Genomic DNA, 24,734 nt, shown 5'->3' with positions numbered 1-24,734 from the left:
AATTACATCAATAACAATAGTCTAACGCAGCTGGCAAAAAATAACTGCTCTGAAAAGGTATATTTTTTGAAACTAAGCAATTACTCCCCAGCTGTAAAACATCGTTTTTAAATCACGGTTCAAGTTAGAGAACCACAATTGCACAAAAAAGCACAACCAAACGCAATTAAGATCTATTATCATTCGCATTATAATGATAACATCTCAACCCTTCATAATTTTTAAATAATAAATACGGGTATCAGCATGAAAAACAGAATAAAGTATTTACCATTTGTAATTGCATTTGCTCTCACTGGATGCGGTGGTTCAGATAGTAATAATGCACCTGAGTTCACAAGTAACTTAATGTTCACACTAGATGAAGATACATCTATTACGGGCCAAGTTGTGGCAGCAGATGATGATGCTGTTAGCTATACCCTCGGCTCTGCAGCAAGTAACGGAGTATTTGCTTTAAATGCTGATGGTACATTTACCTATACCCCAAAAGAAAATTTTGCAGGCCAAGACACAGTAACCGTTACCGCCACTGACGGCAGCTTAAGTACTGATGCAGTACTTACTTTTACGGTTAACAACGTTAACGATGCACCAACGCTTACGAGCCAGTCAATCACTGTAACCACCTCAACAACAACTGAAGGTTCATTAACTTTTAATGATGCCGACGGTGACACTGTAACTGTCTCTTTAGTAACGCCTCCTACCAACGGTACCCTTACTCTAGATGAACAAACAGGGGCATTTACATTTACCGCAGAAACGCTGTCAGAAATTAACGATAGTTTTGTTATTGAATTTACCGATGGCAATATTAGCTCGCCTATCACCGCAACCATTGAATTAAAACCTTCGTATGTTACGAACGAAGATAAGCTCAATTACTACTACAGCTCAGATAAGTCTCATTTAAAACAAGCACAAGCGATTAGTGAAAATATCAATGATGATATTTACATGGACGAAGTAAACACACAATTAGCTATTGGTTACCTTATTGCAGGCTTTGCTGAGAAAGCTGACGAACACTTCAACAAAATTACAGCAATAGACACAAAAGCAAATGCCTATTTAGATGCAGCTAAATCTCTTGATTTGATAAATTTAAGTGAAAAAGCTTTAACGTTTAGACAAGATGCTGCAACTCTTTACAATCAATACCTTGCTGAAAAAGGACTGGAAAATATCAGCAGCTCAGATCCGGGCTTTTATCTGACTCTAACGAATCAATACAACGCAGCTGGCCAAACTGAGGCCGCTCAAGCTATGTTAGACACACTAAAACTTTATGCAAGTGAGGTTTATACAGAAGAATATAATGCGACTTATATTAGGTTCATATCTGCAATCAAAAAAACCGTTGAGTCTTCTAAAGAGCAATATGCTGCAACCCACACAGAAACAGTAAGAAATGAAGGAGTAAAAGTCACTCAAGCCATGGCCGAATTAAGTGAAAAAATCGGTTACTTTATACAAAAGTCAGGTGACTACAAAGGCCAACCAACTGAGCGTATGCGGGCACTTTACATTGCATGGTCTGCTCAATCTTTTATTCAGCTAAATGAAGTTGATTTGGCAAAATATTATACGAACTTAGCGCTTTCATATTATGGTGTTGTTGGTTTTGATAATACATATAGCTTTACTGCAAGCCCATATGCAGAAGCAACTTTAGCTTCATATACCTATCCATTAGAAGTTTTAACAGCAAATATTAAAGCTTTATATGATGTAGAGCTTTCAAATAATCCCGCTTTTGCTTTACTCACAGATCAAGATGACAAAGATGATGCTGTTGAATTTTCTTTTGCTTATGAAGTAGCTAACAAGCTACAAGCGGGTATCACCATAGATGATGCAGTACAAAACGCGAAAGAATACTTTATGAGTGGCGAATCACCTAATGCAATTAGCTTCTATCAGACACTTATAACCTCATCAGGCCAACCTGGTGCAGCTGATATTCTTCGAGTTCGAGGTGAAAATGAACTTGGCCTAATTCTGGCTAATTACGCCGCAGATATACTATTTTCTGAAGAGTATATTTTAAGTCAAACTTCACCTACTTACATTACTGACCGGTATGGTTGTGCTGGACTAGTCAATCTTGCAATAGCATTAGGTAATGAGCAACAAGCTAAAAATTACGCACAGCGTTGTTCAGATATTATAGATACTTACTTTATTGAAAATAATACTAACTTCACTACCGACTCAGCTGCTTATGCATTGAATCACCAGCTAGCTACTTTCGGGCTCGTATCTCAACCTGAATCGATAGCTAACACCGCAGAAAAACTTAACACTCTAATTAATTTGTTTGAAAAAAAGCAAACACAAATAGAATGGCGATTAAGTTCACTCGGATACCTTGTACAAGCAGGGCTAATTGATATGGCGTTAAATTGGTTAGATATCAGCTTGACCACACTGCAATCAGAACAATCAAACCTTGATATTAATGACTATAAATCTCTACTTACTAAAGCACTTTACGCGACACTTAGCACTGGCAAAACAAGTGGTGGACTATTCGAAAGCTACTCTCTCACCTCATCATTAGCTAGATTCCAAGTAAATAACGAGCAATATGCCTCAGCTTATGCTGAAACAATTGAAATGTTAAAGCCATTTGTAGCCAATGCAAATACGTTTGTACTCTTACAAGACGATAAAGTTATACAAAGTAACCTTGAAACATTGATTACTTTTCAGACCCTACTTGGCAATGATGCCGCGGTAAAAGAATTAATTGCTCACTCAGTCAATGCAGAAGCAGATAAGCTATCACTTACAGCCCTTTATGCTAACTTAGTCGCTCAAAGAGATGATTTCCCTACATCTTCGATAGCAAGTATCGATACAGACCACGATGGCAAACCTAACTTCTTCTTATCAGGCGCATCAGAACAAGCAATTGCTGAATCCGGCTTAATTGCAGATAACGATGCTGACAATGATGGGATTGAAGACAGTATCGATGTGACTCCTTTAGGAGAATAGCCCATTATAATACGGCGAGGCAGCTCTGCCTCGCCCGCCATGTTAAAACCCCAACAAATTCAACAAATACTCAACAAAAGGAATTTAATATTCCTTGGAAAATAAAAAACCCCGCAATACAATTGAGATCTATTTCTATTCTCATTTTTAATTGATACAATCACCCACTCTTATCTTTATGCAAAATACGCAACAAATAAAGCAATTAATTTAATAAAGGTAATTAACTATTGCCAGCTCTTATGCGGCCTTCTCTTTAATCTAATTGGTACTATTTCAGGAGTTTTACCATGCAAATGCGCTACTTATCAGCGTGTTTGATGCTTTTACTTAATGCCCCTTTACACGCTAATGAAGTAAAGCAACAAACAACAGATCCTCAATGTAACGATAAGAACAATAAGCAATGCAAAGAGATAGAGCGCATTACTGTTAAAGGGCAATACATCGGGATTGAAGTACCTGAGGTGATAGGTCGTGCCTATTTAGATAGAAACTTTATCGAAGCAACCCCCAAAGGTAATGGTGATATTAATGAGTTAATTGCCTTACTGCCGGGCGTGCAATTAAGTGAAGACTACTACTCGATTGATAACCTTGCTGAAATTAGCGCCCCTGAAATTAGTATCTCGGGTGCAAAGCCTTGGCAAACAGGCTTTATGATTGATGGCATGAATTATAACAATCGTCTTGATCCTGCCAGCGCGAGCCGTATTGGGGCCTCTGAAAATGAGGTATCAGGCGGTGTGCAGAGCATGAACATTAACAGTCAAATTGTTGAGTCGATTACTGTTTACGATCATAACATTCCTGCAGACTTTGGTGACTTTTCTGGTGGCGTGGTCGATGCCGAAACGATTTCACCTTTTTCTACAGACACTCGTGTGAGCTTTGGTATTCGTGGTAACCGCAGTGATTGGGGGGAGTACCATATAATCGATAACGATGAGCCTGATGACACCGCAGAGGGCAAAGACGACCTTGAGCCGCCAATCTATGAAAAAACGAATATCGATTTTTCAATCCAAAAAAAGTTAAATGAACAGCATGCGTTACTAATGAGCGTTAGCTATTTAAAAAGTGATATTTCGGATATTTCGCTCTCGGCGCAAAAGGTCGAAAGTAGAGAAAACATCAACGCCTTACTGAAATACAGCTATCGCGATGGCTGGGTTGATTCACTCGATTTAAGCGTTATGTATGCCCCTTATACTTCAGACTCGTACTTGAAAGACGTGCTCAATAGTGACTATCAAGTTGAAGGGGGAAGTTTTGGCTTTACTGCGAATTTAGCTGAAGAAACACGCTTTGGTCACTTCAGCAGCAAATTTAATATGAGTCAAAGTGATAACAACCGTACAGGGCCTGCGCATTTTTATACTTGGCTTCAAGCTAAAGGCAAAGAATGGGGTCAATTAGCCGATCAAAGCGTCGACTCAATTCCTGTTTCAGAGTACGGCGGCTATGGCAACCTTGATAACACGCAAACCACCTTTAATTGGCGAAACACCCTAACACTTGAGCGTAAAAAGTGGGGCAATACCGAACATGCAATTCGCGTGGGTGCTGAACTCAACCATCAAAATTATGAGCGAACTCGCCAACAAAACTATTATAAGTATGACTCACCAATTCAATACTCATCAACCAACGCACAACTAAACTGTAGTGGCTATACCCTTGATTGTGTTGAGCAAAGTTTTTATGTTGATTTAGATACCCTTGCCGAACAATTAGGTGGCAGTATCGATTTTAATAACCCAGAGCACTTACTTGCCTACTCTAATAACGTAGCAACAACAGCCCAGTATTTTAACTCCCGTCTTGTCACGCCACGTGAAAATATCGATGTAAGCTTAAATAAAGCGGCACTGTATGCAACCGATGTGATCACTTGGAAGCAGTTTGATTTTCATTTAGGCGTTAGATACGACTACGATGAATTTTTCAAAAATCACAATATCGCGCCACGATTTTCAATGGGTTATGACGTATTTAACGATGGCAATACACTAATGACTGCGGGTTTAAACCGTTATTACGATGCAGGCCTACTTGGTTATAAAATTAAAGAGCAACAAAAGTTTGCTTACCGTGAGTACCGCCCTATTCAAAGTGGCTACTTACAAGCTTGGCTTCCTTCTTCTTACACAGGTAACTTTCGTTATATTTATGACGATGTGAAAAGCCCTTACGATGATGAAGTTGCATTAGGTCTTCGCCATGCTACCGAGAGTTTCGGTAACTTTGCAGTGAAATATGTACATCGTGACAAAAAAGACCAGCTATCCAGAAATGAAGAAACCAACCTAAAAAACGACGGTTATCAATATATTACTATTTATAATAATGGTACTGGCGAAAGCGAGCGATACTCGCTGTCTTGGGATGCAAAATTTGGCGACCATTCAATTTGGGCCAACGCATCTTATAGCCAAAATAGTGAAAGCAATAGCGACTACACCGCGACTCCTGACAACACCCCTATCGAGACACTGGTTTACTATGAAGGTGAGCTCATGAGCTTATCTGAATTAGATACCCTTAAAGCGAATTTTGGTCGCCCAGCAACTGCTAACTTTGGTTGGAATACCAACTGGACTGATACGTTTTCAACTGGTTTAACAGCAACCTACAGCGGCAGTTACACAACTGCAATTAAGTCTAGCAGCGATCAACAAATTGGTATTGGTAGTGAGTGTACTACGTGTGAAGCAGTTGAAATATTTGTACCAAAATACGAAGCACATACCTTTGATTCTCGCATTATGTTTGCCTTAAGTAGTCGTTGGAATTATCAAATAAGTCAATCTCAATCTGTTGAGTTCCGTCTTGATGTCAGCAACTTATTCAACGCCCGTAGCCATGCTATTACAGAAGGAAACTCAGGGATTGAACCTGGAAGAATGTTTTGGTTAGGGGTGTCTTATAACTATGAATAAGTGGTTACTTCTCTTAACGTGCAGCATTTTTACAACGAGCGCTTTTACTCAAGAGCAGTCATTACGCGAATTATACGCAAAGCCACAGCATGAGTGGCCAACGATTATTAGTAGTAAAGATGTGCCAGCTGCACCGCTTAAACCTTTAAAAGCCAAGCCGTTTAAGCAAAGTGATGAGATCATCGCATTAGGTGAAAAGCTATTTAACGATACCCGTTTGTCACGAGATAACACGGTAAGCTGCGCAAGCTGTCATGAGTCTCGTTTAGCGTTTACAGATAGGCGTAAACTAGCAGTTGGCATTGATGGTCAAGTCGGCACACGTAATACCCAAGCCATTATTGGTGTTGACCATTGGCAAACATTTTTTTGGGATGGCCGAGCAAAAACTGCAGCTCAGCAAGCATTAATGCCAATTGAAAACCCGATAGAAATGGGCAGTTCGGTTGAGCTTGTGCTTAACAAAGTAAACAGTGCTGAGGACTATAAAAGTCCAATATTTAATGCCTTTGGCAAAGAAGCGCTTAATAAAGAGCTATTGGCTCTTGCGCTTGTTGCCTTTGAACGCACGTTTGATATTCCTGAATCACTTTTCACGCGCTTTATCGATAAAGCACAAACGAACCCTAGTGAAGCGGTTGCACTTTTAGACGATCAACAACTTGAAGGGTTACATCTATTTAGAACCAAAGCGAGATGTATGACTTGCCATGAAGGTGCTTTACTCAGTGACAATGAATTTCATGTTACGGGGCTGCATTTTTATGGTCGAAAACTTCAAGATTTAGGGCGTTTTGAAGCCACCCAAGACCCCGCTGATATAGGCAAGTTTAGAACCCCTTCTCTTTTAGCATTACAACAAAGTACGCCTTGGATGCACCATGGTGGCTTTCAAAGTTTGCTGGGGATAGTCAACTTTTATAATGCAGGTGGAGCAAGGCCAAAACCGAGCAAAAAATTTAAAGATGATCCAAACTACCCACAAACAACTGAGTTACTGCATAAGTTAGCACTCAGTAAAGATGAAAAAAATGCGCTTATCGCATTTTTAGAAACCCTTTAATTGCACGCTCGCTCTTAGCAATAAGAGCGGGCTTTCTTACCCCTTTAATTGACTTGGCGTAAGCCCTGTCCAGCGTTTAAATGCTCGTCTGAAATTAGCAATATCATAAAATGATAAGCGCATGGCGACTTGCTCATTGCATTGCTCGCGCATGGCAAGTAGGTAAATCGCTTTGCGCTTACTTTGCTCATCATACAAGGTAGAAAAACGTACGCCATGAGCTTTTAGTTTGCGCTTGAAGGTTGCAGGGCTCATGGCAAATTGGCTGGCGACTTGGTCTAAATTTAACGCTGGATTTTGATAAATTAATCGGCTTACGACTTCCACAAAAGTGCTATTTGCAGAATCTAATGCCGCTAGCTGCGAGTTAATTTGTGAGAACCTAAAACTACTAAACGCGGGGTTAGTAAGCCTAAGCGCGTGTTTATTCAATACCCAACGGGTTATGGGCTTTTCAAAAGCGACTTTAAGGCCCAAATGCTGCTCGTATTCTTGGCTATGTCTGGCGCGTTTACAGGCAAACTCAAATTGACAAGGGACTCGCTCACCCGCCACTTTTTTAAGAACTTGGTAAAACGCGGCGCTGTAAATTTCCATAACATATTGGCTTATTTCATCATCCAAGCCCACTGCATTTTGCAGCACAATGTAATACTGCTCGTTATGTACATAACTATAACTAAATAACAAAGGAGCTAGTTGCATGCGCAAATTGTGTAACTGCTTTAAAGCTTGGCCGATGTGCGCTGCATGTAGCACGCCTTGAGCAGCAACAGAGGTATCGTTCGCCAGCTGACTGCCTAATAAAAAGCCGCTGTCGGCAGATTTCATCAACTGCTTAAACTGCGTCAATAAGCGTACTTGCTGCGAAATACTAAACTGATGCTGCACACTCATTAAGTCTTGCTCAAACACCCCAGTGCCTCTGAGTAACTTATGCAGTGCAATGCCGCGGCTTAAAGCCAGCTCCACCAGCGTGGTGATCAGCCCCTGTGCGGTGAGGTATTTGTCATCTTGATTAAGATACGGCTTCACAATGGCTGACTCTTTGTTGTTTTTGTTGTTGTAACTTAGCGTGTAAACGCGAGCTTAAACTGTGTGGTGTATCGCCTTGCATACTGCCCACTAAGGCCGCTGTTACATCTTGGAACTTAGCGTGTTTTTCGCCTTCAACCTTAAATGCACAATGGCTCAGCGCCGAGGTAATTTGCGCCACCAGCTCTTTCGCTTGTACTGCGCTGGTGTTTGGCATTAGCACCATAAAGCAGTCTCCTGCATAGCGGCACACCACATCGCTAAGGCGGCAATTCATCAATAAAAGCTCGCTCACTTCACGGAGTAAGCGGTCGCCTTCGATAAAACCAAATTCAGCGTTAAAATCAGCAAAACCGCGAATATCAATGGCGGCCAGTTGCAACGGCTGTGGCTCACTTAACTGCTCTTTTAGCACTGCTTGTAAGTAATCAGCCTTGTAAAGCCCTGTTATTGAACACACTAATTCATGCTCACGATGCTGGGCTTCACGACGTTTTAGTTGCCTATTCAGTACGTATTGCTCTTGATGCCATTGATACAGCCCAAGGCTTGTGAAAATCATGCCTATCGGCGCAGGCAATGATTCAATCCAAGTAAGCCATGTGTTAGTTGGTTGATGTAACCACTCATCAAATAAATCAAGGGAAGCTGAGAACATAAAAAGCCCTAGCCCAAGCACTAAAAAGCTGGTGACTTTGCCGGGCGGCCTCGAAATAAGCAGCGCAGCTATCCAAGTCAGGGTCATTAGCACAATGCCACCCTCACCTAAAATATCTAACCAAGCAATATCGGCAAGAGGCTTTAATTCTCCTGCTTGCGCACTTAGCAAAAACGCAATTACAAACAGAGCAATAACTGCATTGGTTAAAAATCGATGATGAGTAAAAGGGTTATATCGCATTCTCAGTACCTAACAATAATTCACGCTGCCATGCTAACTCGTTAGCGTTTAAAGCAGCAGGGTCATATTAGCTCAATGATGTGACAGCAAAACGACAGTCATACCTTGTTAAACCTCCTAAGCACTGTATTTACCTTAAAAAGATGGGGTTATTGCAGCTCAAAAGCACTTTTAAAACCCGCTAATCACTTGTTTTTACTGGCTGTTAGCGATTTTCTGTCACATTTGCGTCATTTAAGCTGCGTACTTTGCTCGTCAAACCAAGGACAACCAGGAGCAACCCCATGAAACAATTTAAAACGAAGGCGTTAGTAAGCGCCCTCGCCTTATGCCAATTTGCCGCTTACGCACAAGACGAACAAAACAGCGATGAGAAAAAAGTAAAAGTCTCTGAAGAGCTTGTCGTCTATGGCGAGATTGGTTATCGCAACCGCTCACAAGAGCTGGCACCGACGCTTGAATACTCACAAGAGTACTTTCAACGTTTTGAACCACTTACTGCTGGTGATGCATTAAAACGCGTACCGAGTGTGACGTTTTTATCGGATGTTTTAGAGTCTGATGGCGCGCGTATGCGTGGCTTAAGCCCGGCTTACACAAAGGTTCTTATTAACGGTGAAGAAGTACCTGGTGCAGGCGCAGACCGTTCATTCTTTGTTGACCGTATTCCTGCTGAGCTAATTGAGCGTGTAGAAATTATTCGTGCTTCAAGTGCAAACCGCTCTGCCGATGCCATTGCCGGTACGCTAAACATTGTATTGCGTGACGGTTACAGCCTAGATGGTGGTTACCTTCGTGCGGGTGGCCTGCGTTATGATGATGGCGAATTAAAAGAAAGCTTTTCCGGTGTTTACGGCACTGAGTTTGCTGGCGGCCGTTTATTACTTGGCGCTAACTTACAAGGCCGTTATAACCCAAAACAAAAATCAAGCCTACGCTATGGCGACAGCCCAGAGAATAACGCCAATTACAAAAGCGAAGAATTCGATAACCGTGAAGACCAAACAGACACCCGCGATGGTGACGACACCTCACTAAATGCCAGCTACGAAATTGCTTTTGATAATGGCAGCAAGTTTGATATCAGCGCAATTTGGGTTGATACCGACCGTACTGAAGATGAGCGTTCATTCGAATATGACGACCCAACAGCAATCAATAATTCAATTGTTGAAGGCGGTAATCTTGAAACCGACAACGCCAATGTGTCTTACATTGATCAAACCAACTACAACATCAACTCGGGTTATGAGTTACCCCTTTTTGGTGGTACCAGTAAATTCAAGCTTGGTTTTGCAAGTTTTGAAGAGTCTGTTTACGAGCAAGAAGTAGAAATTGATACCTCTGAGCTACCTATGGTGTTTGAGGAAGAAGAAGAAACTGTAGACCTTGATGACAAAGAATGGTCATTACAATGGCAACATAGCTTATTTGCAGGCGAGAACAAAACGATTCAATTCGGTGCCTTTGTACAAGGCAAAGAGCGCGATACTGCAGTTTATCAAGCCGAAGGTGAAAGCGAACAAAGCTTTACAAGCTGGGATCAGTTTAACCAAACACCAATGTCACTAGCAGGCTTTAACAACGAGTTTGAAGCAGCCGCTGGTGGCGTAAATAAACTCGAAGAAGACCGCCTAGATGTATTTGCACTAGTGAAGCACGAAGAGCAAGACTTCTCGTGGGAGTTAGGTGTGCGCTACGAAACAACCGACTCAACCATTACTGACAAAGTAGAAGGTGTAAGCGCTAAAAACGATTATGACTTCTTCTTACCATCGGCACATTTACGCTACAACGTCTCTGAAAACGGCCGTGTTAGTGCATCGGTTGCACGTAGCTTACGTCGCCCTGACTTTGACTACATCACCCCTGCTCTACTTGAAAAAGAGCTAGGCGATAACGACTTTTTAGGTAACCCAGACCTACAACCAGAATCATCGTGGGGTATGGACTTAGGCTATGAATATCGCTTAGGTAAAAGCGGCGTCGTGGGTATTAATGTGTTTTATCGCGATGTCACAGACCTTATCGAAATAGCCAATACAGGCCAACAAGGCTCAGAAGGTGATGGTACTTACATTTTGCAACCGCGTAACACCGGTGATGGCAACGTAAAAGGTATCGAGCTTGATTTATCAACGCCGCTAAGCGCCATTAGCATGCCAAACACAGGGGTATTCTTTAACTACTCATGGCTTGATTCAGAAGTAGATGACACTTTCGGTAGCCGTAAATTCAACGACCAATCTGACTACGTGTTTAACGTTGGTTTTATTCAAGACCTACCTGATTTAGGCGCTTCGTTCGGTGCAACTTACCGTAAACAAGGTGATGCGTATGGCCGTATCGTGGGTGAAGAAGTGACCACACACTACGGCGCAGACCTTGAAGTATTCGTAGAAAAACGCTGGCAAGACGTCACGCTTCGTTTAGTGGGCTCAAACCTATTAGATGCAAGTAAAGACGAAACCTTTAACAAGTTCGACACGGTTGATGACCAAATCAACCGCGACTTTGACGAGTATGAATTAGAGTCTGAAGAAGCAGGCCCTGTTATTCAGTTAATGCTGCGCTACGCGTTTTAATACACAAAAGAGTTATTAAGGCAGCGAATTGCTGCCTTGTTGTATATTTGGGGATCCCATGAATTTTAAAAAACCACTTAATCTTGTTGCCAGTGCAGTGATACTAAGCACCCTAGCAGCGTGTAGCCAAACAACGGCAACCGAGGCACCAAGTAAAAACCAATTAACAGCCTTTGGCACAACTGAAAATATGCAAGGCTCACAAGCAGCAGCCCTTGCTGATGACGCTTGGCTCTTAAGCTCACAAAGCCAAGGTCTGCAACTTATTGATGCCACAGGTAAACAGCACGCATTACAAAAAGGTAACTTCGAAGCGTTATCTGTTAAGGCTATCAACAAAAACAGTTACCTTGTTGCTAGCATCGACAACGAAGCCGACCAAGCGGTGATTTTTAGCTTACAAAAAGCAGCTAAATGGCAGTTAACTGAAATTAGCCGTATTAGCCCACCAAAAGCAAAGCCTGAGGCAGTGTGCTTATTTGCCAACCCGACCACTCAGGCTGTGTCGGTATTTGTGGCAGACGCTCGTGGTCTTATTCGCGAAACACTGGTGTTTGATATGGCAAACAAGCGCGCGTTAAACCTTGAATTACGCGAGTTTGCTGGCGTAAGTGAAACATCGGGCTGTGCGGTTGATGATAACAGTAAAACCCTTTACCTAAGCGAAGGCGAAGTGGGCATTTGGCAAATTAACGCCGACGCTGAATCGCGCGCTGATAAAAAGCCCCTTGCTATGATGTCGCCATTTGGCAGCTTAGCAGCTGAAGTTGGTGGCTTAAGCACAACAGAAGATGGCAGCTTATGGTTTACCACCTCTGAAGATAACCAATTACATCGCTACGAAAATAACACAAAGCGTTTTAGTAGCTGGCAATTTGCAGGAGAACTAGCAATTGAATCTGGCGCAGTGCGCTTTAACAATAATCAAGCTGATATTGTGCTATACGATGATGAATCAGGTCATTACCTAAAAGGTCAAATCGAGGGGCAAGTTAAAGCACAAGCCAAGCAGCAAAATAGCGCTAAAACAGCGGCTGTTACTTATATCAATGCACAAGCGCAAACCGATGCGGTACGTGCTTTTGGTGATGCTGCCGATGACCCTGCTATTTGGGTAAACCCTCACAAAGCAGCAAAAAGCCTTATCTTAGGTACCGATAAACGCCGCGGTTTAATGGTGTATGACCTTGCAGGCAAAGAACTACAAGCGCTAGAAACAGGCCGTTTAAATAATGTTGATGTGCGCCAACATGCAAGTATCAACAACGCAAGCAATACCTGGATCACCGCTAGTAATCGTACTCATAACAGCATCAGTGTTTACAGCGTCGATACTCACAATCAAGTGCAACATCTTGCTGAGTTACCAACGACTTTAAACGAAATTTACGGTATGTGTATGTACTCATCAAACACAGGCAATTATGTGTTTATGAATGATAAATCAGGGCTGTTTCAGCAATACAAACTAACTGGTGATAATGAGAGCGTATCAGCACAACTAGTGCGCGAATTTAGTGTTCCGAGCCAACCTGAGGGTTGCAGTGCCGATGATAAAACCGCACAGCTATTTTTAGGTGAAGAAGACGAAGGTATTTGGTTTATTGGCGCTGAGCCAACAGCAGGAAATAAACCTTTAATGCTAAAAACCGTGAACGATATGCTCGTTGATGATGTAGAAGGCATGGAAATCTACCACGCAAAAGATGCTCGATATTTAGTGGTTTCTAGCCAAGGTGATTACAGCTATGTGCTTTATAAAATTATTGATGGCAATACCCCTAGCCTTGAGTTTGCGGGTAAGTTTGCAATCAGTAATAACCTAGAGTTAGCAATTGATGGCGTATCAGAAACTGATGGCCTAACGGTAACGCCGGCTGCACTACCGGGCTACCCTGAAGGGGTGCTAATTGTGCAAGATGGTTACAACCGTATGCCACAAGCACCGCAAAACTTTAAGATTATTGACTGGCGCGAAGTAAAAAAAGCCATTCAATAAATTACTCCGTAAAGGTGCTCGGTTTACCTGGGCACCTTTTTTATCTGCACATATTTAATCAGTAAAATAGATAACTAAAACATCCTACAATTGCACCGTAAATCAGCATCGGCAAAAAGGTTTTCTTAAGCACGGGCCCTTCTTGATTATTCACTCCAACAATACTGGCTACAGCAATAATATTGCTAATGCAGATCATATTCCCCATCGCCGCCCCCGTTGATTGCAATGCAAGCACTAAGGTTTCTGACAAGCCCACTTGCTCAGCAATACCATATTGAATACCGCCAAAAGTAAGATTAGACACGGTTGCAGAACCTGAAAAGAAAGTCCCAAGAGCTCCCAAGTAGGAGGCAAATAACACCCAATGCTCACCGCTTAAATCAGCAAAGGTACTCGCCATATAAAATATGGGCGCATTATGGCCACCTTGCATTAAAACATTCACCATCACCAGCGCCCCGATCAAAGCAATACATGGCATAGCAATACGGCCTAAGGTGTCGGAGCACATTTGCTTTACTTGTGACTTGCTCATTTTAAGTAACGGCACGCAGATCAGCACCACTAATACAAACGGGATCAAGGCTGGTACAAACAAGGTTTTATACGACCACCCCACTGAGGTGCCAAATATCTCATGTAAAGATAAGATCAGCGCTTTGCTTAATTCAAATTGTGCAAAGCCCAAATGGAAACTCAGCCAGATCGTTTCGTCGTTAAGCAATGCTTTAATGCCCAATTGGTGAATACGGGTTATGACCAGCACAACAATCAAAAGTAATAACGGGAATAACGCTACAAACAGCGTTTTAGGTGTGAACTCAGCCTTGTTTTTCGAGCTTTGTGTATTTGCAGCTGATTTATCTAAACCCACTCCCCGGCTTGCCAAATAAATAGTGACTAATAGCCCCACTGCACCACCAATCAGTGATGGAAACTCATAGTTCCACTGAGCAAACAACCAATAAGGCAAGACACATGAAAACACGCTTAGATAAATGAATACGCTATTTTGACGCACCTTTTTTAGTGGCAGCACAAGACACAGCGCAATCATAGGAATAACCAAAGCAGCAATAACATGGCACAGTGCCGTCCATTTTGAGATAGCCAGCACTTGCTGGTCATCTAACTGTAGCGCCGAAAAACCAAACCATGTTGGTGTGCCAACAGCCCCAAAAGAAACGGGAATTGAGTTTAAAATAAGAGTGAAAACAATCACTTTAAAAGGCGAGAAACCAAGCCCGACTAAAATAGGCGCAGCAATAGCCGCTGGCGTGCCAAAGCCCGATGCGCCTTCGAGCATAAATGCAAATGCCCAACCTATGATCATCAATTGCGCAACCTGATTACTGCTAATAGATTCGAGCCAGTGTTTAATCGTGGTTTCGGCCCCTGATATTGCCAACATGCGGTTAAGTAAAATAGCCCCAGCAATAATCGAAATGGGGGTCATGACTGACAACACACCAGCAAACGAATTAGCAAGCAACAGCCTTAAATCAGCTTGAAAGTAAAACAGTTGCAATAAGGCTGCGAGTAGCGCTGTTATGGGTAAGGCAATATAAGAAGCGATGGGGCTGCGTTTTACCATCATCCAGATCAGCACCAAAATAGGTAGTGCAGCCACTAGGGTATTCATGGGTCATCCTGTTGTTTTTATTAAGCGCTTTCCTTAATTCAAAGTATAGACAGGATAACCATAATCAGTATTTTTTATTTGTTAAATGAGTGTATTAAATGAGTGTACTGAGCCACCAAAGAAGCAGTACTAACACAGAAATAGCCACTAAGGCTTTGGTTTTGTGCTTTTGAATAATTCGCTCAGCCTGATTACCCGCGTAATAAACAACGGCAGCAAGGGCAAAGTACCGAATTGAGCGAGCAATGACCGTAGCCAGCAAAAAGAGAAAAATTGAATACTTAGTTGCCCCAGCGGCCAGCATGGCAATTTGAAATGGAATGGGCACAATACCGAGCGTCAATACAAACCAAAAGCCTTGTGCTTGCATGTTTTGTTTAACTTGCTCGAATTGCTCAGGGTTCGAGAAGGTATTAATCACCCAGTCCCCCACTACATCAAACAGATAATAGCCGAGGGCATAGCCAAAAATAGCACCGATAATACAGCCAATGGTCGCCATTAATGCAATTAACCAGAGCTTTTCGCGGCGTGCTTGCATTAACGGTATAAGCACAGCTTCAAGGGGGATGGGCACGATGGTTGACTCTAAAAATGATGCCACCGTAATCGATTTAAGCATATGTTTAGAGTCGATAAACTGCCGTGTTTTTTGCTTTATCTTTTTAGCAATTGCCATTATTCATCCCTTGGATTTTTGTTGCGATATAGGTTACAACAAAAACCCTTAACCGTCCCTTACGGTTTATGAATATAACGGCTACGGCCTTGGTTTTTTGCCAAATAAAGCGCTTGGTCGGCACGTTTCATGGTGTTGCTAAATGTCTCTGTGGCGCGTTTTATCGCCGAACCAACACTCACGCTGAGCGTTTTACTCGGTGTCACCATCACATTATTGGCAAGGCTTAGCAGTTGCTCACAGGTAGCACGTAACTTATCAGCGTCGTCGGTGGCAACATACAGTGCAAACTCTTCACCACCAATTCGCGCAAATAGAATGCTTTCATCTAACGCTTGATGACATTGATATACAAAATCTATCAATACCTGATCGCCAACATCATGGCCATATTCATCATTAATCGCTTTAAAGTGATCAATATCTGCAATCACTATACTGTGCGGCTTATCTTGGTTTTGCTGCACATAATGATAAAAATAACGACGGTTGTACGCCTTTGTTAATACATCTGTTTTTAGCTCTTCTTCAAGCTGCTCGCGGGTTTTCGCTAAATCAGTCAGGGCAAGATAAAGACCAAACCCCGTTACTAGCATCCCTAAGGTGCGGGTAATATCTTCGATATAAATACCAACCCAAATTGGTTGAAATACCAGCTCGTCTAAAAAATCAAAAGTCAGCCCAACGCTCCAAAGGAAGATACCCACACTTAAAAATAAGTAACTGCGCTTAGCAACCACTGAGGTTTGCACAAAGGCAAAAATACAAATCAAAATAAGCAAATTGATGGCATCACTTAGCACACCATTTAAGTAGATATCATTTTCGAGTCGATTAAAGTAATACAGATAGGTGATCACTATCAGCAACAAAAAGACAATAAAAAAACTAATAAAGAACTGCTTTATTATGAGTGGCACTGAGTTTAACTCAGCCTTTATTTCTGGAGGAGAAGACTGTTTATTCATAACTAATCACGACAACATACTGCAATGACTTAAACATTAGCAAAGCAAATTTAAAAGTGCATGATAAAGCCGCTTTAAAGGGCAAAAACCAGCGTTTTTACTGGAGTAAAAAGTCTAAAAATAAGCCGTTTTAGTCAGTAAAAAAGTCTAAGTTCATGCTATTTGCCACTAACGGTCGCAATTCTGCTGTGTTTTTTTTATCATCGCTGACAATTTAAATGACACAGCAAGAATTAATGAGCGACGCACGATTTATTCCATTTCGAAAACACGACATCATCAACCTTTGCCAAGCCTATTTAGGTGAACCGCAATCAGGTTCGTTTTTGGAGTTTGCTACACTTTTGCAAAGCGTGACCCATTATCAATATCACGAGCTGCTGGAGTCATTAAAAAACAACTATGCGCCATTTGACCCAAATAGCGACACCCGCACTCTATCACCGATTACTAACGAGCAACGTGCCAGCTACCAGTCAGCCTTCGCAAAAGATTTTGCCACCGTACTCAATGCTGCCAATTTTGAAACCATTACCAATCAAGACTTACAAGATGCGCTCAATGAAGAGTCTTTATTTAAAGTGCGTTTAGCCGTTGAGTTTGATGACTTTGCAGAAGTGGTCTTTTACCGTCGCGGCGAATCGCAAAAAACAGAGACGCTTCGCAGCTTTTGGGGCCTCAAGAAAAAGCAGATTCAATTTACTAACTATGATCGTGTTGCCATATTCATCCGCTTTAAAGACGAGCAGTACTTTTTAGAAAAAGGCAAAATGCCAGTGGGCTTTGAGCCAAACTCAACCATCGTCAAATTATTCCAGAATGTGCCAAAAGCCGATTTAGAAATGCTGTTTCCGAATAGCGAAGTAAAAATGCGTCCAATAGATAAACTGATTATTGGTTCATCAGCACTGATTGGTGGTGCTGTGGTGTTGGTAACAAAATTAGGTGCGTCAATTTTACTCCTGATTGCCATGATTGCCTTTTGGGGTGGTTGGCGCAGTGAAGAAGTGCATATGAGTCAGCAGCACTTTATTACCTTTGCAATTGGCATGGGAGTGTTTGGCAGCTTTATTTTTAAAGAATGGAGCAAGTTTAAAAACCGTAAAATTCGTTTTATGAAAGCACTGGCCGACAACTTATATTTTAAAAACCTCGATAACAATGCGGGGGTTTTTCATACCCTAGTCGACGCAGCTGAAGAAGAAGATGTAAAAGAGGCGCTGCTCGCCTACACCTTTTTACTAAAAAGCGAGTCTGCGATGACTGCACAGCAATTAGATAGTCAAATTGAACAGTGGTTTAACGAGCAACATAATTGCCAGCTCGACTTTGAAATTGATGATGCTTTAGACAAACTCATCAAGCTTGAGCTAGTTAATCAGCAAAATGATCTTTATTCGGCGGTTGATTTAGCTAAGGCCAAACAGCGCTTAGATAGTCGTTGGGATGACTATTTTAAGTTTGCCTAAGCCTTTAAAATCAGGTACTAGCAAGCATAAATCGAGTTTGAGTCAATTTAACTCTCGTTACGGCATTTTGGTCTCAATGTGCTTGCGCAGTAAATGGTCTGCTTTTAGGATAAAATTTTACGGCTAAAAAAAGACCATTCCATGCAATTAAAAAAAACAATCCTTATTGGAGCTAGTTTGCTGTGCGCAGCAACGACTGCTCAGGTATATGCTAGCGACAAGTTTGTCTCTGAAGATATTTTTCAACTTGAATACGCAGGCGACCCACAAATAAGCCCAGACGGTAAAAAAATCGTTTATGTTCGCAGCGGCTACGACATCATGAAAGATGGCAACAAACGTAGCTTTTGGCTGTACGATTTAAAGTCTGGTCAACACACGCCACTGTTTTCTGATGAGCATAACTACAGTCAACCAACCTGGTCTCCAGATAGCCAAAAAATTGCCTTTACCAGCAACTCAAGCGGCTCAAATCAGCTTCACGTTTATTGGTTAGCGCAAGACAAACAAGCACTTTTAACGCAACTACCAAAATCAGTCGGCAACTTAACGTGGTCGAATGACTCAGAGCAAATTGCGTTTACGATGAGTATTCCTGAAGGTAAATCTGCGTTCGCAAAATCTGTAAAGCTGCCAAAAAAACCAAAAGGTGCTGAGTGGTCAAAACCTGTTAAGGTTATTGAGAAAGCGCGTTATCAAGCTGATGGTGCAGGTTTCTTAGAACCTTCATATCGTCACGTTTTCGTTATCCCCGTTTCGGGTGGCACGCCGCGTCAGCTAACCTCAGGTGATTTCCAGCACTATGGCCCACTGGCTTGGAACGCGAACAATAGCAAGCTTGCTTTCTCTGCTGATCGCAATACTGATTGGGAGTACCGTACAACAGAGTCTGATCTTTATGAAATCAATGTAAAATCAGGTGAGCTTACGCAACTAACTGATTTACCAGGTAGAGAAAGTAACCCGCATTACGCTAAAGACGGTGATGAACTTGCCTTCATTGCTCGTGATAACGCCCCTGTGCCTTATATCAACTCAACCTTGTTGTTACTTGATCTAGATAACAAATCAGTCAAGCATATTACTGAAAAGCTAGACCGCTCTGTGGCTGATTATAAATGGTCAGGCGATGGCGACTTTGTTATTCAATACGATGATTTTGGTAAGCGTAAGCTCGCTAAAGTAACAAGCCGCGGTAAGGTCACTGATTTAACTGATACCGTGTCGGGCACTTCTATTGGTCGCCCGTATGTCAGTGGTAGTTTTAGCATGGCCAATAATGGCGCGATTGCTTACACCACAGGCAGTGAATACCGCCCAGCTGATTTAGGCTACTTATACAAGGGTAAAAGTAAAACACTGACTTCATTAAACGAAGATGTGTTAGGCCATAAAAAGCTTGGTAAAGTGCACGAGCTGAATGTTAAGTCGCAGTTTGACGGCCAAGCCATTCAAGGTTGGTACATCACGCCGCCTGATTTTGATGAAAACAAGCAATACCCATTAATGGTTGAAATTCACGGTGGCCCACATCTTGCCTATGGCCCAAGCTTTACTGCTGAATTACAACGTTATGCAACCGAAGGTTATGTGGTTGTGTATGTGAATTACCGTGGTTCAACAAGTTACGGTAAAGACTTTGCATTACTGCTAGATGGTAAATACAGCTCTGAAGAAGACTTTGCTGATCATAACTCAGCGGTTGATGCGATGATTGCTAAAGGCTTTATCGATAAAGATAACTTGTTTATTGCTGGTGGTTCAGCAGGTGGTATTGCAACGGCTTATGCGGTTGGTTTAACAAACCGCTTCAACGCTGCAGCAATTACCAAGCCGGTGATCAACTGGTTAAGTAAAACACTAACTGCCGACAGCTACATTGGTCAAATTCGTAACCAGTTCCCTGGTATGCCATGGGATAATGTTGAGCACTACTGGAAACGTTCGCCGCTTTCATTAGTGGGTAACGTAACCACGCCATCATTGATCATGACAGGTGAAGAAGACCGCCGTACGCCGATTTCAGAATCAGAGCAGTTCTATCAAGCATTAAAACTGCAAAAGGTCGATACTGTGCTTATTCGCGTACCGGGCTCACCACATGGTATTGCGGGTCGTCCGTCACGTATGATTTCGAAAATTGAATACACGCTTGCGTGGTTCAAACAATATCAGAAGTAATGAATTAAGCAGGAGTGAGGCACTCACTCCTGCTTAAAAGTAATGATGACTAAGCGCAAGTTGAGCAGACCCTATCGACTGCGCTTTTTCCCCGCACACGCCTAAACTCACTTCACAGCTACGTAATCCACGACTATCTAAACGTGCAAATGCTGCAATTGATAACTGCTTGAGCTGTTCAAGCGCTTTACTCGGTAGTGGCGAATCAATAATAACCGCTTGCATATCTAATAAACTTAAACTGTTATGCATGGCAATACTGATAGCCTCAGCGGCTTTTTCAAGCCAAGGCTGAACGAGTCGTTTATGCTCTGTCAACTGACTGTCGGTAAGCTCGTACACAGAAATACCAAGTTGCTGCTTATCAAACTCGCTTTGCAGTGATAGTAATGAACATTGGCTAAGTAACTGCTCCCGATCAGCGTTTAGCATTGAGCCTATAGCACCGGCATTGCCACTTTTACCTTCGAGAAGCTGGTGGTTAATAACCACGGCTCCTCCTAAAAAAGCCCCCAAATAAACATATAAAAAATCGCTGTAATTATTAGGGTTACCAAGGCTTAGTTCTGCACAGCAGGCTGCGTTATTATCGTTACTAATATAAACAGGTAACTGGAACTGGCTTTCTAAGTAACCTTTTAAGTCGAAGTTTTGCCACTGGCTAAGAGTATTTGTTGCTGAGTCTGAAGCTGCTTGCCATTGCCAAATATCAAACGGCATAGCGACCCCAAGCCCACACACATATGAGCGCAGTTCAGGTTCTAATTGACTGATTAATTTTGGGATATATGTTTCTAAGAATGATTTAAGCTCATCAACCGATGCTTCATTCACCTCAACAGATACAGATGCTCTTTGCGTGCTTTGTAAGTCAACGAGTATCAGGTCGAAGCGTCGTCGCCCAATTTTCAAACCAAAACTAAATGCGCCATCAGGATTTAGCCTAAATGGCACACTAGGTTGCCCTACTCGTCCTTTTACGGGTGCATCACGAAGCAATAGCTTATCTTCTTCGAGCTTGTTGATATTCACTGTTGCCGCCTGAGCAGACAAGGCTAACGCTTTCGCTATTTGTGCTTTAGGCATGCTTTGCTGTTGCCTAATTAAACTTAAGATTGCGCGCTCGTTATTGCTTCTTGGTGCTCGCGATAAACTGCTCTTCATAACATCCTTCTTGATACAAGCTTGATTAGCGGCCTATTAGACCTTTTTGGCGTACTATCTACCAGTCAAAATAATAAATCAACTAGGTTGATTTATTATTTATAGTCGTGAATACTGTCGGCCACAACAATATGAACACATTAATCTGGTGAACTATGCAAACACAGTCCGCTATTGTATCGCGCCAAATGCTTTGGCCTTTTATTCTGCTTACAATTTGCTTTGCTGCTTGGGGTACTGCGGCGAATATGACAGACCCATTAGTGAAAGTTTTTAGCAAAACATTTTCGATGAGTGCGTTGCAATCAGCACTGGTGCAGTTTAGTTACTACGGCGCATATTTTTGCTTAGCTTTACCGGCAGCCATGATCAATAGACGGTTTAATTATAAAACGGGGCTGTTAGTGGGTTTAGCCATGGCCGCCTGTGGTGCGTTATTGTTTTACCCTGCTAGCCAAACCATGCTCTATAGCCACTTTTTATTGGCCTTGTTTATTCTTGCAGGTGGCTTGTCTATTTTAGAAACCTCTGCCAACCCCTATGTCATGCAGTTAGGATGCGAGCAAACAGCCACCCGTAGACTTAACCTAGCACAAGCTTTTAACCCTGTTGGTACTAATATTGGTGTGTTTTTAGCGGCGACGTTGATTTTACCGAACTTAAATCAAGCTGATAGCGCAAGCCGTGCCCTGATGAGTGAAGCGCAACTAAAAACCGTTGTGAGTGCAGAACTCGATGCTGTGATGGTGCCGTATGTGGGTATGGCCTGTTGCTTAATCTTACTATGGCTATGCATCTTTTTTAGTCGCTCTCCTGCCACAGCAACAAAAGCCGCCACGCAGCCGCGTAAACTTAAAAAGACCTTTCAACATTTGTATCAAAATAAGCACTACCGATTTGGCGTGCTGGCACAGTTTTTTAATGTTGGCGCGCAAACCTGTGTATGGACCTACACCATTGGCTACACCATGGAAGCACTTAACACCACAGAAGTTACCGGCGGCCAAGTCTTACAATATTCTATGCTGGTGTTTTTAGTATCTCGTTTCATTATGACTTGGCTAATGCGCTTTATTAGCGGCGCTAAATTACTGCGTTTTATGGCTTTAGTTGCAGCCGTGCTTTGTTTTATTGTTACCACCCAAGTTAATTTAGTGGGGGTAGTCGCACTTGTTGCTATTTCAAGCTGTCTATCTTTGATGTTTCCAACCATTTACGGCACAGCACTTGAAGGCCTCGGCGAAGATGCAAAAGTGGGTGCGGCAGGTTTAGTAATGGCAATTTTAGGGGGCGCATTTTTACCTCTGATCCAAGCTGCAACCATAGATGCCTTTAACACTGCGGTTTCGTTTGTTGTACCTCTGGTTTGCTTTTTAGTTGTTGCTTTATATGGCCACCATACCAAAGTAGCAGCAATACCCGCCAGCGCGCAGTTGCAGGACTAAACGCATCAATGAGATAATGCACCTCGTTTACCTACTTAAGCGAGGTGTATCGTCAATTAATGGCACATATTACGTTTTTCATGGTCAAGTTTTTGGCCTTTTCTGCTGGCTGTTTTGCCTGTTTTTTACTTCATGATCAAGCCCATGTTGCCCTTGTATTATCTGCCGCTGTTACCGGGTTAGTTGGCACATTTATTCCTTTTCCTGCTCGTTTTGGTAACCACCCTTATGCAGCCATTTACGCTGGCAGCTTTGCTGGTATGTGCTCATCAAGTTTAATCAACAGCTACTGGGAGCTGAGCTTTATCTCTTTAATTGGTGCCAGCCTTTACGTATTAACTATGAATCTATTTGCAGGTTTTGGTGGTCGTCTTGGTAGCGTTGCTTTTGCCAGTGTGGCGCTTTACATGCTTGCAAAAGGAGTCTTTTAATGGATTTGTTTATTGCTATTACCGCTTTACTAGGCGCCTACTCTACTTACTTTTTAGCGCATCATAATCGCTTTGATGGCATTCGCGCCTCAGCCGCCACCAGCATTATTGCATTTGCAATTTTAAGCCTATTCCCTGTTGATGTAGAATTTTACAGCGTGGCGTTTTTTGGGGGGACTTTCATTGGCATGAGTGCACCAAAACGCTTTGGCATTTTTACATTAGCCATTGCTTCAATCTTGTTTGCTTTGTTATTTGAATACCTTGTGCCGCGCTTGCATGGCTATGGCGGTGCATTGGGCTTGAGTGCTTTTCTATCTGTCTGTGTTTGCCATATAGGTATCTTGCTAGGGGCACCCCGCAGTAAAAAAAGCAACTAAATCTGACTTGCCAATTAAAAACCTATACCTTTTCATTAAGATTCTTTAGTATGTTAATTACTTGTTTAAGGATAAAGGATCTTTATGCTGTTTCGCTCATTACTGATTGCTACCCTGCTTTGTTTCATCAGTTGTGCAACGGCTGCGAAAACACTGACCTTTATCGCTGAAGATCTACCTCCTTACCATTTTAAAAACCAACAAGGCGAAGCCGATGGTGCACTTGTTGAAGTAGTAAAAACCGCCTTAACACACGCAAACATCCCTAGCGAATTCGCAATTATGCCTATGGCGCGTGCTTTTCATGAGCTCGAAAACAATCCAAACATGTTAATGATTTCGCTACTAAAAAACTCAGCTCGCGAAAACCGCTTTCAGTGGTTAGCACAAACCTATTTTTCGGACGCTTACCTTGTTGACCTTACCAGCAAAAGCCACAATATAATTAGCTTGAAGCAAGCTCAGCAATACCGTGTCGCAACTATTCGAGGCTATTCAAGTGAACATTATTTGAAGCAAGCTGGATTTAATGAAGATAAAAACTTGGTGCTAGTCAGTCATTACCATCAACTTTGGCAATTGCTTGAAAAAGAGCGCATCGACTTTGTACTGACCAACACCCTAACCTTGCAAAACGAACTGGCATTATCTGGGGTTGATCCGAGTGACATTCATAAAAGCCTTCACTTAGATGACTTTCCTTCAGGTCTTTATTTAGCTGCAAATCTTAATTTAGATAAACAACTCGCTGTGCAATTAAGTAACGCGATTGAAGCGTTGAAGCAAAGTGGTCAATACCAAGCAATTTTACAAAAATGGCAGTTGCCTTTACCCAAATAAA

17 protein-coding genes are annotated in these 24,734 nt (G+C 42.2%); 11 read left to right on the top strand and 6 right to left on the bottom strand.

Annotated features, from left to right (window positions below):
• Nucleotides 1-246 precede the first annotated feature (246 nt).
• The 3 genes from CWC28_RS04800 to CWC28_RS04790 all read left to right on the top strand — a co-directional run bounded on the left by CWC28_RS04800 (nt 247) and on the right by CWC28_RS04790 (nt 7,011).
• Nucleotides 247-3,006, top strand: coding sequence for a cadherin-like domain-containing protein (locus CWC28_RS04800; protein WP_138624812.1), 2,760 nt, complete (start codon nt 247-249; stop codon nt 3,004-3,006).
• 290 nt (nt 3,007-3,296) lie between these two features.
• Nucleotides 3,297-5,948, top strand: coding sequence for a TonB-dependent receptor plug domain-containing protein (locus CWC28_RS04795; protein ID WP_138624811.1), 2,652 nt, complete (start codon nt 3,297-3,299; stop codon nt 5,946-5,948).
• Nucleotides 5,941-7,011, top strand: coding sequence for a cytochrome-c peroxidase (locus tag CWC28_RS04790; protein ID WP_138624810.1), 1,071 nt, complete (start codon nt 5,941-5,943; stop codon nt 7,009-7,011). Before CWC28_RS04795 ends, CWC28_RS04790 begins: the two co-directional genes overlap by 8 nt.
• 36 nt (nt 7,012-7,047) lie before the next feature.
• On the opposite strand, the gene CWC28_RS04785 is transcribed toward CWC28_RS04790, so the two are convergent.
• Nucleotides 7,048-8,046: an AraC family transcriptional regulator gene (locus CWC28_RS04785; RefSeq protein WP_138624809.1), complete on the bottom strand. Its 999-nt coding sequence runs from the start codon at nt 8,044-8,046 to the stop codon at nt 7,048-7,050.
• On the bottom strand, nt 8,030-8,947 hold the full coding sequence (locus tag CWC28_RS04780; RefSeq protein WP_138624808.1) for a GGDEF domain-containing protein: 918 nt from the start codon (nt 8,945-8,947) through the stop codon (nt 8,030-8,032). The genes CWC28_RS04785 and CWC28_RS04780 overlap by 17 nt, the downstream gene beginning before the upstream one ends.
• Before the next feature lie 284 nt (nt 8,948-9,231).
• Between CWC28_RS04780 and CWC28_RS04775 the strand changes: the two genes are divergently transcribed.
• Nucleotides 9,232-11,532 carry a TonB-dependent receptor plug domain-containing protein gene (locus CWC28_RS04775; RefSeq protein ID WP_138624807.1) on the top strand — a complete coding sequence of 767 codons (2,301 nt, stop codon included), beginning with the start codon at nt 9,232-9,234 and terminating at the stop codon, nt 11,530-11,532.
• 58 nt (nt 11,533-11,590) lie between these two features.
• The gene (locus CWC28_RS04770) at nt 11,591-13,531 is read left to right on the top strand and encodes a phytase (protein ID WP_138624806.1); all 1,941 of its coding nucleotides are present in this window, start codon (nt 11,591-11,593) and stop codon (nt 13,529-13,531) included.
• A 58-nt stretch (nt 13,532-13,589) separates the two neighbouring features.
• On the opposite strand, the gene CWC28_RS04765 is transcribed toward CWC28_RS04770, so the two are convergent.
• From CWC28_RS04765 to CWC28_RS04755, 3 genes are all read right to left on the bottom strand, one after another.
• Entirely contained in the window at nt 13,590-15,176 is a 1,587-nt protein-coding gene (locus tag CWC28_RS04765) for an L-lactate permease (protein ID WP_138624805.1), read from the bottom strand.
• A 94-nt stretch (nt 15,177-15,270) separates the two neighbouring features.
• Nucleotides 15,271-15,855 carry a YqaA family protein gene (locus CWC28_RS04760; RefSeq protein ID WP_063700373.1) on the bottom strand — a complete coding sequence of 195 codons (585 nt, stop codon included), beginning with the start codon at nt 15,853-15,855 and terminating at the stop codon, nt 15,271-15,273.
• A gap of 59 nt (nt 15,856-15,914) precedes the next feature.
• Nucleotides 15,915-16,823: a GGDEF domain-containing protein gene (locus tag CWC28_RS04755; protein WP_063700374.1), complete on the bottom strand. Its 909-nt coding sequence runs from the start codon at nt 16,821-16,823 to the stop codon at nt 15,915-15,917.
• 236 nt (nt 16,824-17,059) lie between these two features.
• Between CWC28_RS04755 and CWC28_RS04750 the strand changes: the two genes are divergently transcribed.
• A complete protein-coding gene (locus CWC28_RS04750) occupies nt 17,060-18,292 on the top strand; it encodes a TMEM143 family protein (RefSeq protein ID WP_105181150.1) in 1,233 nt (410 codons plus the stop codon).
• 141 nt (nt 18,293-18,433) lie between these two features.
• Nucleotides 18,434-20,473, top strand: a complete 2,040-nt coding sequence (locus tag CWC28_RS04745; RefSeq protein ID WP_138624804.1) for a S9 family peptidase — start codon at nt 18,434-18,436, stop codon at nt 20,471-20,473.
• A gap of 33 nt (nt 20,474-20,506) precedes the next feature.
• Here CWC28_RS04745 and CWC28_RS04740 read toward each other — a convergent pair whose 3' ends face one another.
• Nucleotides 20,507-21,637 carry an ROK family transcriptional regulator gene (locus CWC28_RS04740; RefSeq protein ID WP_138624803.1) on the bottom strand — a complete coding sequence of 377 codons (1,131 nt, stop codon included), beginning with the start codon at nt 21,635-21,637 and terminating at the stop codon, nt 20,507-20,509.
• Nucleotides 21,638-21,792: 155 nt separating this feature from the next.
• Here CWC28_RS04740 and fucP point away from each other — a divergent pair, with 155 nt between their 5' ends.
• The 4 genes from fucP to CWC28_RS04720 all read left to right on the top strand — a co-directional run bounded on the left by fucP (nt 21,793) and on the right by CWC28_RS04720 (nt 24,733).
• Nucleotides 21,793-23,082, top strand: a complete 1,290-nt coding sequence (fucP, locus tag CWC28_RS04735) for an L-fucose:H+ symporter permease (RefSeq protein WP_063700380.1) — start codon at nt 21,793-21,795, stop codon at nt 23,080-23,082.
• A gap of 59 nt (nt 23,083-23,141) precedes the next feature.
• On the top strand, nt 23,142-23,513 hold the full coding sequence (locus tag CWC28_RS04730; RefSeq protein WP_370626045.1) for a hypothetical protein: 372 nt from the start codon (nt 23,142-23,144) through the stop codon (nt 23,511-23,513).
• Complete coding sequence (locus CWC28_RS04725; protein WP_063700381.1) at nt 23,513-23,893, top strand: hypothetical protein; 381 nt, start codon at nt 23,513-23,515, stop codon at nt 23,891-23,893. Before CWC28_RS04730 ends, CWC28_RS04725 begins: the two co-directional genes overlap by 1 nt.
• A gap of 84 nt (nt 23,894-23,977) precedes the next feature.
• Nucleotides 23,978-24,733: a substrate-binding periplasmic protein gene (locus CWC28_RS04720; RefSeq protein ID WP_119852215.1), complete on the top strand. Its 756-nt coding sequence runs from the start codon at nt 23,978-23,980 to the stop codon at nt 24,731-24,733.
• Nucleotide 24,734 lies beyond the last annotated feature (1 nt).

This window comes from Pseudoalteromonas sp. S4492, from assembly GCF_005886115.1.
Lineage (GTDB): Bacteria > Pseudomonadota > Gammaproteobacteria > Enterobacterales > Alteromonadaceae > Pseudoalteromonas > Pseudoalteromonas gelatinilytica.
The sequence above is the reverse complement of the archived record's forward strand: the minus strand, read 5'-3'. Positions and strand labels throughout refer to the sequence as shown.